Origin of the sequence: Burkholderia sp. HI2500 (assembly GCF_002223055.1) — a bacterium.
Taxonomy (GTDB): domain Bacteria; phylum Pseudomonadota; class Gammaproteobacteria; order Burkholderiales; family Burkholderiaceae; genus Burkholderia.
In genome coordinates, this window is the sequence record NZ_NKFL01000007.1 from 801,294 (window position 1) to 813,295 (window position 12,002).

General features: G+C 71.3%; 11 protein-coding genes. All 11 read left to right on the forward strand.

Features of this window, described 5'->3' with window-relative positions:
• The first annotated feature begins 11 nt into the window (after nucleotides 1-11).
• From CFB45_RS35905 to CFB45_RS35955, 11 genes are read left to right on the forward strand one after another with little or no spacing between them, the layout of a single operon-like run.
• On the forward strand, nucleotides 12-1,586 hold the full coding sequence (locus tag CFB45_RS35905; RefSeq protein ID WP_089429825.1) for an acyl-CoA ligase (AMP-forming), exosortase A system-associated: 1,575 nt from the start codon (nucleotides 12-14) through the stop codon (nucleotides 1,584-1,586).
• Nucleotides 1,583-2,674, forward strand: a complete 1,092-nt coding sequence (locus CFB45_RS35910) for a hypothetical protein (protein WP_089429826.1) — start codon at nucleotides 1,583-1,585, stop codon at nucleotides 2,672-2,674. The genes CFB45_RS35905 and CFB45_RS35910 overlap by 4 nt, the downstream gene beginning before the upstream one ends.
• Nucleotides 2,674-4,524 carry an acyl-CoA dehydrogenase gene (locus tag CFB45_RS35915; protein WP_089429827.1) on the forward strand — a complete coding sequence of 617 codons (1,851 nt, stop codon included), beginning with the start codon at nucleotides 2,674-2,676 and terminating at the stop codon, nucleotides 4,522-4,524. Before CFB45_RS35910 ends, CFB45_RS35915 begins: the two co-directional genes overlap by 1 nt.
• Before the next feature lies 1 nt (nucleotide 4,525).
• Nucleotides 4,526-5,782 (forward strand): citrate/2-methylcitrate synthase, encoded by a 1,257-nt coding sequence (locus tag CFB45_RS35920; protein WP_089429828.1) that lies wholly within the window; start codon nucleotides 4,526-4,528, stop codon nucleotides 5,780-5,782.
• 35 nt (nucleotides 5,783-5,817) lie between these two features.
• Nucleotides 5,818-6,480 carry a class I SAM-dependent methyltransferase gene (locus CFB45_RS35925; protein ID WP_069249723.1) on the forward strand — a complete coding sequence of 221 codons (663 nt, stop codon included), beginning with the start codon at nucleotides 5,818-5,820 and terminating at the stop codon, nucleotides 6,478-6,480.
• Nucleotides 6,481-6,483: 3 nt separating this feature from the next.
• Nucleotides 6,484-7,557: a TauD/TfdA family dioxygenase gene (locus CFB45_RS35930; RefSeq protein WP_089429829.1), complete on the forward strand. Its 1,074-nt coding sequence runs from the start codon at nucleotides 6,484-6,486 to the stop codon at nucleotides 7,555-7,557.
• A gap of 13 nt (nucleotides 7,558-7,570) precedes the next feature.
• The gene (locus CFB45_RS35935; RefSeq protein WP_089429830.1) at nucleotides 7,571-8,584 is read left to right on the forward strand and encodes an ATP-binding cassette domain-containing protein; all 1,014 of its coding nucleotides are present in this window, start codon (nucleotides 7,571-7,573) and stop codon (nucleotides 8,582-8,584) included.
• Nucleotides 8,577-9,656 (forward strand): ABC transporter permease, encoded by a 1,080-nt coding sequence (locus CFB45_RS35940; protein ID WP_089429831.1) that lies wholly within the window; start codon nucleotides 8,577-8,579, stop codon nucleotides 9,654-9,656. The genes CFB45_RS35935 and CFB45_RS35940 overlap by 8 nt, the downstream gene beginning before the upstream one ends.
• 53 nt (nucleotides 9,657-9,709) lie before the next feature.
• Entirely contained in the window at nucleotides 9,710-10,252 is a 543-nt protein-coding gene (locus CFB45_RS35945; RefSeq protein ID WP_059590725.1) for a hypothetical protein, read from the forward strand.
• A gap of 2 nt (nucleotides 10,253-10,254) precedes the next feature.
• A complete protein-coding gene (locus CFB45_RS35950) occupies nucleotides 10,255-11,673 on the forward strand; it encodes an FAD-binding oxidoreductase (RefSeq protein WP_089429832.1) in 1,419 nt (472 codons plus the stop codon).
• A gap of 32 nt (nucleotides 11,674-11,705) precedes the next feature.
• Complete coding sequence (locus CFB45_RS35955; RefSeq protein ID WP_089429833.1) at nucleotides 11,706-11,948, forward strand: hypothetical protein; 243 nt, start codon at nucleotides 11,706-11,708, stop codon at nucleotides 11,946-11,948.
• Nucleotides 11,949-12,002: the final 54 nt, after the last annotated feature.

The following is a 12,002-nucleotide window of genomic DNA, read 5'->3' on the forward strand; positions in this document are numbered from 1 at the left end:
AGAAGCCGATCATGAACGCCCTGATCAGCGTCGCCGACCTGCTCGAACACGGCGCCGCACGCTGGCCGCAGCATCCCGCGTATGCCGACGGCGGCGGCGCGATGACCTACGAACAGCTTGCGCGCGCGGTCCGCCGCGCGGCCGCCGCGCTCGCGTCGCGCGGCGTGCAGCCCGGCGAGCGCGTCGCCATCTACGCGCCGAAACGCATCGAAACCGTGGTCGCGATGCTCGCGGCCAACGCGCTCGGCGCGATCTTCGTGCCGGTCAATCCGCAGTTGAAGGAAGCGCAGATCGAACACATCGTCACCGACAGCGGCGCGGCGCTGTTCATGACCGGCGCGCAGCGGTTGAAGCGCCTGCCGGCGCTCGCCGCGCTCGTCGGCGAACGCGCGATGCTGATCGAGGAACTGGCCGACGCGATCCACGCAGTCGGCACCGACACACCTGCTCCGCTTCCCGCCGGCCGGCCGGTGGACGACGATCCCGCCGCGCTGCTCTACACGTCCGGCTCGACCGGCAAGCCGAAAGGCGTGGTCGTGTCGCATCGCAACCTCGTGTCGGGCGCATTCAGCGTCGCCGCGTACCAGGGGCTGGCCGACGACGACGTCGTGCTCGGCGTGCTGCCGCTCAGCTTCGACGCGGGCCTGAGCCAGCTCACGACCGCGCTGGCCGCCGGCGCGTGCTATGCGCCGCTCGACTTCCTGCAGCCGGCCGAAGTGCCGCGCCATTGCGACGCGTTCGGCGTGACGTCGATCACCGGCGTGCCGCCGTTGTGGATGCAGCTCGCGTCCGCCGGCTGGAGCGACACGGCGCGCACGCGGATCCGCCGCTTCGCGAACACCGGCGGCCATCTGGCGACGCCATTGCTGCACCGCCTGCAGGCGGTGTTCACGAACGCCGCGCCGTACCTGATGTACGGGCTGACCGAAGCATTCCGCTCGACCTACCTGCCGCCGGCCGACGCGGCACTGCGCCCGACGTCGATCGGCAAGGCCGTACCGAACGCCGAGATCCTCGTGCTGCGCGCGGACGGCAGCGAATGCGCGGCCGACGAACCCGGCGAACTCGTGCATCGCGGCGCGTTCGTCACGCTCGGCTACTGGAACCGGCCCGAGCTGACCGCGCAGCGCTTTCGCCCGCTGCCGCGCCGGCACGGCGAGATCCCGCGCGCCGACGTCGCCGTGTGGTCGGGCGACATCGTGCGGCGCGACGCGGACGGCTACCTGTATTTCGTCGCGCGCGGCGACGACATGATCAAGACGTCCGGCTATCGCGTGAGCCCGACCGAGGTCGAGGACGTGCTGTTCGCGCTGCCCCACATCCGCGAGGCCGCGGTGTTCGGCGTGCCGCACGCATCGCTCGGCGAGGCGATCGCCGCGTGCGTCGTGTCGACGCTCGACGCCGAAGCATGCCGCGCCGACATCGCACGCGCCTGCCGCGACGCGTTGCCGACCTACATGAGCCCGCTCGTCGTCGAGCCGCTGCCGGCGTTGCCGCGCAACCCGAACGGCAAGATCGACCGCCCCGCGCTGAAAAACCAGTATCGCGACGCGTTCGCGCCCACGAACGAGGAGACCGCCGCATGACCCTGTCGACGCTCGATGAAACCTGCCTCGGCGCGCGCCGCATCGCCGAGCCCGGCACGCTGGCCCTGTCGGGCGGCGTCGTGGTGCTGCCGCCGTCGGTCGTGTTCAGCGCGATCCAGGCGCAGGAACGCCATCCCGGCTACCGGCATCTGCTGCTGCCGCAGGCACGCTTTGCGCGGCCGCGCGGAATGGGCGCGCTGACGCCCGACGAAGGCACGCGCCTCGCGCCGGGCGGCCGGCCCACGCTGCGTGTCGCGCCGCCCGGGCGCAGCCTCGCCGATCTCGCCGCCGACGCGGCACTCGACCTGCGCGACCAACTGGGCTCCGGGCAACTGGCGCGCACGACCCACGTGATCGTCGCGAGTTGCGCGCTCAACGAAGGGATCGGCGACTCGGTCGTCGGCCGCATGCAGTACGAGCTCGGGCTGCAGCGCGTGACGCCCTTCGCGCTCGGCCAGAACGGCACGCTCGGCTGGTATTCGGCGCTGATGCTGCTCGACGGGCTCCTCGACGAAGGCGACCAGGCGCTCGTGATCCTCAGCGACAAGTGGCTCTACCCGTTCTTCCGCCAGTTCGGCGACCTGGTCGGCTACGGCGACGCGGCCGCCGCGCTGCTCGTGTCGCGCGCCGGCCCGGCGCCCGAGCCGGCGGACTGGGGCGGCGTGCGGTCCGTCGCGATGGAATTCGGGCCGTCGATCGCCGATCCGTGGGCCGACGCACCCGGCGCATTGCGCGACACGCTCGCACCGGTCGCCGCGCGTGCGATCCGCCGCGCACTCGACCTGGCCGGGCTGCGCGCCGGTGAAATCGACTGGTGCGTGCCGCCCGGCTTCGATCCCGGCTTCGCGGCGCGCGTGGCCGACGCCGCGTCGATCCCGGTCGCCGCCCGCATCCAGCATGAAGCGGCCGGCCACCTGTCGTCGGCCGAATCCGCGGCCGCGCTGATCCGGCTCGCCGGCGCGCTCGACGAAGGCGAACGCCGCACGGTGCTCGTGTGGGACGCGGCACTGCATGGCGCGGCGGCGGCGGCCGTCGTCGACCTCGCCGGCGGCCTCGATGCCGCGCTCGATATCGAAGGAGACGCGTAATGAGCGCCTACAAGGTGAGCCTGCGCGAACTGCGCTTCTTTCTGTGGGAACTGTTCGAAGCCGACAAGCGGTTCCTCGCGGAACACGGCCTGTACGGCACGCATGACCGCGCATCGATCGACGCGCTGCTCGAACGCGCACGCGATTTCGCGCTCGACCTCGGGCGCAGCTACCAGCAGGCGGACGTCGAGGGCTGCACGCTGCTCGACGACGGCCAGGTGCGCATTCCGTCGCATTTCCACGCGCTGTGGGCACGGTTTCGCGACGAATGGTCGAACACGCTGTTCGGCACCGCGCACGGGCTGCCGCCGATCGTCACGCAGATGATCTACGAGATGTTCATGGGCGCGAACCCGTCGTTCATGACGTACGGCGGCTTCACGCGCCCCGCGATCAAGCTGCTGCAGATGCACGGCACGCCGCTCCAGAAGGCGCTGATCGCGCCGCTCGAGGCGTACCGCTGGGATGCCTGCTTCTGCGCGACCGAACCGCAGGCCGGCACCGACCTCACCGCGGTCGCGCTGCGCGCGACACCGCTCGAACGCGACCTCTACGCGATCGACGGCGAGAAGGTCTACATCTCGGCCGGCATGCACGAGTTGACCGAGAACACGCTGTATTTCGTGCTCGGCCGCATCGACACCGCGTCGCCGGACTCGTTCTCGCTGTCGTGCCTCGTCGTGCCGCGCTTCTGGCCGGACGAGGAAACGGGCGAGCTGCAGTCGAACCATGTCGACTGCATCGGCCTGCCGCGCAAGATGGGGCTCAAGGGCTGCGCGAACACGCATCTCGTGTTCGGTTCGAACGGCACGACCAAGGGCTGGCTGCTCGGCGGCCGGCGCAACGTCGGCCTGCTGCAGCTGATGCCGCTGATGAACCAGGCGCGGATGAGCACCGGGATGTTCGGCGTCGGCGTCGCGTCGAGCGCGTACCTGCATGCGGTCGAGTATGCGGGCCGCCGGCTGCAGGGCCGGCCGATCGAGCGCGCGTCGAACACCCACGCGGCCCGCGTCGCGATCGTCGAGCACGCGGACGTGCAGCGCATGCTGGTCGACATGAAAAGCCGTGTCGACGGCTGCCGCGGCCTGCTCGGCAAGCTCGCCGCGACCGCCACGCGCGCGGCGATGCTCGAAGCGACGCCCGACGCCGACCCGGCCGAGATCGAGCGCCACCGCAAGCTGCAACTGCTGCTGACGCCGATCTGCAAGGCGTTCATCTCCGACCAGGCGTGGCGGATCTGCGAAACCGCGATCCAGGTGCACGGCGGGCTCGGCTATACCGATGCGAGCCCCGTCGAGCAGAACGCGCGCGATGTGAAGATCCTGTCGATCTGGGAAGGCACGAACTACATCCAGGCGCAGGACCTCGTGCGCGACAAGCTCGGCTTCGGCCACCATTCGCGGCTGATCCAGTACTACCGCGACGAACTCGACGTGTTCCTCGCGCGCCAGCATCACACCGGCACGCATGCGGAGCTGCGCCCGCTGTTCGATGCGCTGCGCACCGGCGCCGACCGGATCGCCACCGCGCTCGACGACATCGCGCGCGACGTGCAGGACGGTCACACGCACCGCAGCAGCCAGTTCTACACGCGCTTTCTCGAGATGTTCGGCGTCGTCACGTCGGCGTGGGTGCTGCTCGAATCGGCGACGATCGCCGCGCGCCGGCTCGACGCGCCGGACACCGCCGACACGCCGGCCGAACTCGCGTTCTATCGCGGCAAGCTGAAAAGCGCGCGCTACTACTTCGCGAACGTGCTGCCCGTGGTCGACCAGCACGCGGCCGTGATCGCCTCGATGGCGCATGCGGCGATCAGCGTCAGCAGCGACGAACTCGCGCAGGTGGAATGACATGGATACGACATTCGATTCCGGTACGACCGCTGCGACCGCCACGACCACCTCGGCCGGCGACGCGCCGCGCAACCTGCTCGGCCGCCCCGCGACCCGCCATCGCGGCACCGACATCGACGGCGCGACGCTCGAACCCGAAGCGCTGCGCGTGCGCGATCTCGATCTGAACGCGCTGATTGGCGCAACGACGTTCGAAGGCGCGCTCGCGCACCTGTGGTTCGACGTCGCGCCCGGCAGCGCCGCGCATCGCGCACACGAAGCGGCCATCGGCGCGCGGCTCGCGGCGTTCGCCGATGCACTGGCGCCCGGGAGTGCCGCGCAATCCGTCGCCGCGGATCTCGGCGCGGCGGGTGTCGCGCCGGTGTTCGCGGCAGCGTCCGGCCTGCTGCGCGGCTTCGACGACGTGACGGCCCGCATGCACGGCGACGCGCCGGACGACGCCGACCTCGACACGATGCTGCTGTGCGCGGCCGCCGCGCCGTTCCTGCTGCACGCGGCGATCGAAGGCCGCCCGTTTGCCGCACGCCACGACTCGATCGGCGCATCGCTCGCCGGCACGTCGAACCAGGCGCAACGCATGCTCGTGCTGACCGGCGCGACGCGCACCGATGCGCCGGCGCAAGCCGCGATGGACATGCTGCTCGTCGCATGGCACGCGGGCTTCGGCTACATCACGCCGACCGTGCTCGCACCGCGGGTCGCGATCGGCACCGGTGTCACGCTCACGCAGGCGATCGCGTCCGGTTTCCTCGCAAGCGGGCCGTCGCACGTCGGTGCGGCGCTCGAAGCGATGCAGTGGCTCGCCGCGCTCGCGCAGTCGGTGCCGGGCGGCACCGGCGCACCGCCTGCCGCGCTCGACGCAACCGGGCGCGCAGCGATCGACGCCACGCTCGACGCGAAACGCACGCTGTACGGCTTCGGCCATCCGCTGTTCGTCGCCGACCCGCGTCCGCCGCACATGCGCGCGCGGTTCGCGGCGCGAGGCTTCGACGGCGCTTACGTGACGCTGTTCGACGCGTGCTGCGCGCAGGCCGATGCCCGCCGCTCGCTTCGGCCGAACATCGATTTCCTGACGGCCGCGACGCTGCTCGAACTCGGTGTCGCCGCGCCGTCGTGGGGCGTCGGCGTCGGGCTCGGCGCGCGCATCGCGGCGATGGCCGCGCATGCGGTCGAGCGGCGTGGCCGCCCGGCTTTCGGCGTCAACAGCGCGACCGCGCGACGGCTGCTGGCCGCCGTGCCGGTCGGCTGGCTGTGAACCCTCATCCCTCCGCACTCCGCACAAGGACCGTCATGCTGCTCAAGAACCTGCGCCCGGCGAACGACTACGATCGCTTCGCCACCGAAACGCTCGAACCGTGGGACCTGCTGTTCATCAGCCGCATCCGCCAGCTCGCACGCGGGATGACGCCCGGCGTGATCGCCGACATCGGCACGGCCACCGGCGTCGTGCCGGTGCGGCTCGCGACCGACCCGGCGATGCGCGGCTGGCGCTACGTCGGCATCGACCTCGATCCGGCGATGCTCGACGAAGGCCGCCCGCGCATCCACGAACTCGACCTCGACGACACGATCGAGATGCGCGTCGGCGATGCGCTGGCACTCCCGTTCGACGACGGCACGCTGACGATGGCCGTCGGCCGCGCGACGCTGCACCACCTGCCGAACAAGGCATTGAGCCTCACCGAGATGTATCGCGTGCTGGAGCCGGGCGGCATCGCGCTCGTGCACGACATGCGCCGCGACGCGCCGCAGCACCTGCTCGACCGCTTCACCGAGATGCGCGCCGCCGCCGACTATCCGCCGACCCACGTCGAGGAAAAGATCACGCTCGACGAAGCGCATGCGCTCGTCGCCGAAGCCGGTCTCGCGGCAGTCGCGTCGATCTACAGCCCGAGCGCCGGGCTCGGCGCGCTCGGCTTCGAGATCCTGCTGAAGAAACCGGCGCTGGCCTGAGTGATGACCGACCTCGCCTTCCTCGCCGCGCACGCCGCCGCGCGGCTCGGCGCCGACGACGTGCACTGCGCGGCGGTCGCGCCCGGCGCGACGCTGCCGCTGTGCGTGACGCCGCGCAGCGCCGAACTCGCGACCTCGCCGGAGATGTTCGTCGCGTGGTACCGCTCGCGGCTCGACACGATCGACACGCTGCTCGATGCGTGCGGCGCGCTGCTGTGGCGCGGCTTCGCGGTGCCCGACACCGCCGCGTTCGGCCAGCTCGGTGCGCTGTATCCGCCGCACGCGAACGGCTATACGGCCGGCGCCGCGCCGCGCAAGCAGATCGACGGCCAGGTGTACGAGTCGACCCGCATGCCGCCGCCGTTCAAGATCGGGCTGCACCAGGAAATGGCCTACATGCCCGCGTTCCCGCGCCTCGTCGCGTTCTATTGCCGGCAGCCGGCCGACGCGGGCGGCGAGACGCCGATCTGCGACATGCGCCGCGTGACGGCGCGCGTGCCGGCCGCGCTGCGCGAACGGTTCGCCGAGCGCGGCGTGATGTACCTGCGCAATTTCGCGGCGCCCGGCGCGCGCGCGGACGGCCTCGCCGCCCATCCGGGCATGCCGTTCGCCGAATACCACCGGCCGTGGGACGACGCGTTCGGCACGACCGAGCGCGACGAGGTCGAGCGGCTGTGCGCGGCGCGCGGCGTCGGCTGCCGCTGGCTCGACGACGGCAGCGTGACGGTGTCGCACGTCGGCAGCGCGCTGCGCACGCATCCGCGCACCGGCGAAACCGTGTGGTTCAACCAGGCGAGCGCGCAGCACCCGAACCCGCGCTCGATGGGCGAGCTCAGCTACCGCTACCTGCAACGCATGTACGGCGGGCGCGCAGCGTTCCCGTACGAGATCCGCTATGGCGACGGGTCGCCGATGCCGTTCGACGATCTCGTCGCGATCTACGACGCGTTCGACGACGAGGAGCGCGCGTTCCCGTGGCAGGCCGGCGACGTGCTCGTCGTCGACAACATGCTGGTCGCGCACGGCCGCAACCCGTACCGGGGCGCGCGCGACACGCAGGTCATGCTGTTCGACTGACAGGAAGCCGACGATGAGCGATTCGTTCCTCGCCTCCGTGCGCGCGCTGTTCGGCCCGCACACCGCGTTCGACCGGCCGCTGCGTGCCGGCACGCAACCGCTGCCCGATGCGCACTCGCCCGGTGCGGCGCTCGGCGCGCGCGCGATCGAGGTCGCGGCCGGCGATTTCCGTTTTTCCGCGCGGCACGTGCGTTTCCGGCTCGGCGCAATCACCGCGATCGTCGGGCCGAACGGCTCCGGCAAGACCACGCTGCTCGAAACGCTGCTCGGCTTCCGGCGCGGCGGCACCGACGTGCGCGTGCTCGACGTGCCGGCCGCGCGCTTCATGCGCGATACGCCGTCGTTGCGGCGCATCGGCGCGCAACTGCAGAAGGTCGAGTATCCCGACCATCTCCGCGTGTCGGAGATCGTCGCGCTGCACCGCGCGATGTATGTGCGTGTGGACGCCGCGGTCACGGATGCACTCGGCATCGCCGAACTGCTCGACAAGCCGTGCCGCGCGCTGTCGAAGGGGCAGCGCCAGCGCATCGATCTCTACGTGGCGCTCGCGCACCGGCCGGAACTCGCCGTGCTCGACGAGCCGTTCACCGGCCTCGACCGTCGTTACGCGGGCGTCGTGATCGACCTGCTGCGCCACCGCGCGCGCGGCACGAGCGTCGCGATGATCTGCCACGCCGAGGAAGAGCTGGCCGTCGTCGACGATCTCGTGTGGGTGCGCGACGGCGGCGTGCGCTACCAGGGCGACAAGGACACGCTGCGCGCCGAGCTCGTCGGCGAGGCGCGCGCGGTCCTGCATTGCCGCGACGAAGCCGATGCGCGCGCGCTGCGCAACCGGCTCGCGGCGCTGCCGGGCGTGACCGGCGTGCGCGTGTCGGCCACACATGTCGTCGAGGTATTCGGCGACGCGACGCTGCATCCGAACGTGCACCGCATCGTCGGCGAACAGGGCATCCAGCACCTCGCGCTCGCACCGAGCACGCCGGGCGACCTGCTGCGCCTCTGTACCGAGGGCCCCACCCATGACTAAGGTGTTCCTGATTCTCGTGCGCAACGAGCTGCTCGGCTATCTGCGCAGCCGCTCGTCGCTGTTCTGGACGCTCGTGTTCCCGGTGTTCCTGCTGAGCGTGATGCTGTTCGCGTTCGGCGGATCGGGTTCGCTCGGCACAGCGGACATCGCGTTCGCCGTCCCCGGCGGCGCGACCCCGTACAGCCGCGCCTGCGAAGCGCAGATCGTCGACAGCCTCACGCACAGCGACACGGTGAAGGCGACCTTCAACGGCCGCGGCGCGGCAGCCGATCGCGTGACCGTCGTGCTCGGCCACGACGAGCGCACGCCGGCGACGATCCGCTACGACTTCAACGGCTCGCTCGCGGTCAAGGCCGCGTCGCGCGTCGTCGAGATCGCGCTCGCGCGCTGCGCCGCGCAGCGGCTCGGGCTGCCCGCCGCGCAGGCGCGCTTCGAGAACGCGGCGCCCGCGCGCCGCCCGTTCGACTATGGCGCGTTCTTCGCGACCGGCATTCTCGTGATGGCGTTCATGGCGATCGGCCTCAACTCGACGACGACCGCGATCGCGTCGCTGCGCGAGCGCAATACGTTCAAGCTGTACGTGTGCTTCCCGGTCTCGCGCGGCGTGTTCCTCGCCGCGCTGATCGTCGCGCGGATGATCATGATGGCGCTGTCGGCGCTCGTGCTGTTGACCGTCGCGCGCGTCGCGTTCGGCATCGCGCTGCCGATCGCCACGCCCGACGGGCTGCGTGCATTGCCGATCGTGCTGCTCGGCGCGGCGATGGTGCTCAGCATCGGCGTGCTGCTCGCGAGCCGCGCCAGGTCGCTCGCCGCCGCCGAACTCGCGTGCAACGTCACCTACTACCCGCTGCTGTTCTTCAGCGACCTGACGATCCCGATGCACGACGCGCCGGCCTGGCTGAAGGCGGTGCTCGCGTTCCTGCCGACCAACCAGTTCGCGGTCGCGCTGCGCGGCGCGCTGGTCGACGGCGCCCCGTATGCGCAGCTCGCGCCGCAACTGCTCGGCATGACCGCGAGCACGGCGCTGTTCCTGTTCGCCGCCGCGCGGCTGTTCCGCTGGCACGACGCTTGACGCGTCGCCCGCTGTTTCGCTGTTTCGCTGTTTCGACGAAGGAGAATCCCCCGATGAAATCGAGCAATCCCATCACCGACTACCTGCTGCACGCGAGCAACTTCCTGCCGGCGATCGTGTTCCTGTTCTACGGCCGGCTCGGCCCCGAGCAACCGGACGTGCGCTGGACGCACGCGTTCCTGATCGGCGGCGTGCTCGCGCTCGTGCACGGCGCGTGGCTGATCCGCCGCGCGGACCGCAACAGCATCGCGATCGGCGTCGACCTGTTCCTCGTGATCGGCGCGGTGCTCGCGCTCGTGTCGCCGACAGGTAGCCGTTTGTGGGGCGAAGAACTCGGGCCGGCGGCGATGCTCGTCTGCGTGCTGGTCGTCGGCATCGTGCATACCGCGTGGTCGGACGGCGGCTTCGTCGACGGCACGTTCGTCGACCACGCGCGCGCACGTTCGCTGTCGATCGTGCTGCTCGCGGTCACCGTCGTCGCGCTCGCGGTGTCGATCGCGATGCGCCACAGCCCGCTGTGGGGCGGCGTCGTGCCGCTGATCGCGCTAGTCGTCGTGCGCGGCCGCCTGCGCAAGCAGCTCGTGCGGGCCGGCTGACGATGAGCGCGCTGCCCGACCGCGCCGCGCAGCGGCACGCGCTCGCCGCGACGCTCGGTGACGGCTGGCTCGACGGGGCATCTTCCGACGAGTGCGCTTCGTATGTAACGGATGTGACGCTCCACGGCGGCATCGCGCTCGGCGTCGCACGGCCGGGCTCGACCGCCGACACGAGCGCGCTCGCCCGAGTCGCCGTCGCGCACCGCATCGCGCTGGTCGCGCAGGGTGCGCGCACCGGGCTCGTCGGCGCCGCCGTGCCCGATCGCAGCGGCACGCAATGCGTGGTGTCGTTCGACCGGATGCGCGCGGTGCGCGCGTTCGACGCGGCGAATCGCAGCATCACGGTCGAGGCCGGCGTGCCGCTGTCGGACATCAACCGCGTGGCGGCCGAAGCCGGCCTCTGCCTGCCGATCGACCTCGGCAGCGATCCCACGGCCGGTGGCCTCGTCGGCGCGAACGCGGGCGGCAGCCGCCTGATCAAGTACGGCGACGTGCGCCGCAACGTGCTCGGCGTCGAAGTCGTGCTCGCCGACGCGGCGGGCACCGTGATCGACGCGCTCGCGCCGCTGCGCAAGCGCAACTCGGACTTCGACGTCACGCAGTGCTTCATCGGCGCGAACGGCGCCAACGGGCTCGTGACGGCCGTGTCGTTCGCGCTCGCGCCTGTAGAACGATCGTCGTGCGCCGCGTTCGTCGCGTTCGCGTCGTACGACGCGGCGCTCGCCGGCCTGCTCGCGTTCGAGCGCGCGTTCGGCGAGATGCTGTCGGCATTCGAATTCATGTCGGCTGCCGCCGTCGGCTGTGTCGCGAACGCGTATCCGGCGTCGCGTATTCCTTTCGAAGCCGACGCCGCCGCGTGCTATGCGCTCGTCGAGATCGCGACCGGGATGCCGGGGCTCGATGCACTGCTCGAGGAGCGCACGATTGCGACGCTCGATACGCTGGCGGGCGGACACGTGGTGCTCGATGCGGCCTGCGCGCCGGCCGAACGGTTCTGGCGAATCCGCGACGCACTGCCGGCCGCGGTGGCGCAGGACGGCATCCCGCTGTCGTTCGACGTGTCGTTTCCGCGCGGGGCGCTGGCCGCGTTCGTCGCCGACGCCGAGCAGTGGATCGCGGCCGCGCATCCGTCGCTGCGCTGTCACACGTTCGGGCATTTCGGCGACGGCGGCTGCCATCTCGTCGTGTCGATCCCGCACGCCTGTGCGGACCGCTACGGGCCGCTGCAGCAGGTGGCGCTGCGTGGCGCGCTGTACGACCGCGTCGTGCGGGCGGGCGGCTGCTTCAGCGCCGAGCACGGCGTCGGGCCGGTCAACGTCGCGTACTACCGCAAGCATGTGCCGGCCGCCCAACGGCAGGTCGCCGCCGCCATCCAGCACGCCGTCGACCCGCTGGGTCTGATCGGGCGTGTCCGCTATTGATGCGCCGACAAGCGGCGCCACGGAGAATTCGCATGGTCCTTCGACACCCGCCCGGCCCGGGTACCGTTTCCGAACCGGATGACGAACCGCCTTTGTCCGGCATTCCGGCCACGCTGCCCGACTCGGGGGTCGTGGTCAACGTGCGAGGCGTGGCGTACGTCATCCAGCTGCCGCCGCGCGATCATGCGCGCCCGGCGCTGTGGCGCGAGTTGGCGGACTGGCGTGACGACCGGTCGGCGGGCGGTAACGGCGAGCCGGAGGCGCGGCAGGATTGAGCGTTGATGTGCGCTCCGGTGCCTTGAAAGGCCACCGCAGAAACGACCACGGCG

Coding starts and splice junctions, on each gene's coding strand:
- CFB45_RS35920 (WP_089429828.1), top strand. CDS start 4,526: ATGGATACGACATTCGATTCCGGTACGACCGCTGCGACCGCCACGACC.
- CFB45_RS35955 (WP_089429833.1), top strand. CDS start 11,706: ATGGTCCTTCGACACCCGCCCGGCCCGGGTACCGTTTCCGAACCGGAT.
- CFB45_RS35925 (WP_069249723.1), top strand. CDS start 5,818: ATGCTGCTCAAGAACCTGCGCCCGGCGAACGACTACGATCGCTTCGCC.
- CFB45_RS35915 (WP_089429827.1), top strand. CDS start 2,674: ATGAGCGCCTACAAGGTGAGCCTGCGCGAACTGCGCTTCTTTCTGTGG.
- CFB45_RS35950 (WP_089429832.1), top strand. CDS start 10,255: ATGAGCGCGCTGCCCGACCGCGCCGCGCAGCGGCACGCGCTCGCCGCG.
- CFB45_RS35945 (WP_059590725.1), top strand. CDS start 9,710: ATGAAATCGAGCAATCCCATCACCGACTACCTGCTGCACGCGAGCAAC.
- CFB45_RS35905 (WP_089429825.1), top strand. CDS start 12: ATGAACGCCCTGATCAGCGTCGCCGACCTGCTCGAACACGGCGCCGCA.
- CFB45_RS35935 (WP_089429830.1), top strand. CDS start 7,571: ATGAGCGATTCGTTCCTCGCCTCCGTGCGCGCGCTGTTCGGCCCGCAC.
- CFB45_RS35930 (WP_089429829.1), top strand. CDS start 6,484: ATGACCGACCTCGCCTTCCTCGCCGCGCACGCCGCCGCGCGGCTCGGC.
- CFB45_RS35940 (WP_089429831.1), top strand. CDS start 8,577: ATGACTAAGGTGTTCCTGATTCTCGTGCGCAACGAGCTGCTCGGCTAT.
- CFB45_RS35910 (WP_089429826.1), top strand. CDS start 1,583: ATGACCCTGTCGACGCTCGATGAAACCTGCCTCGGCGCGCGCCGCATC.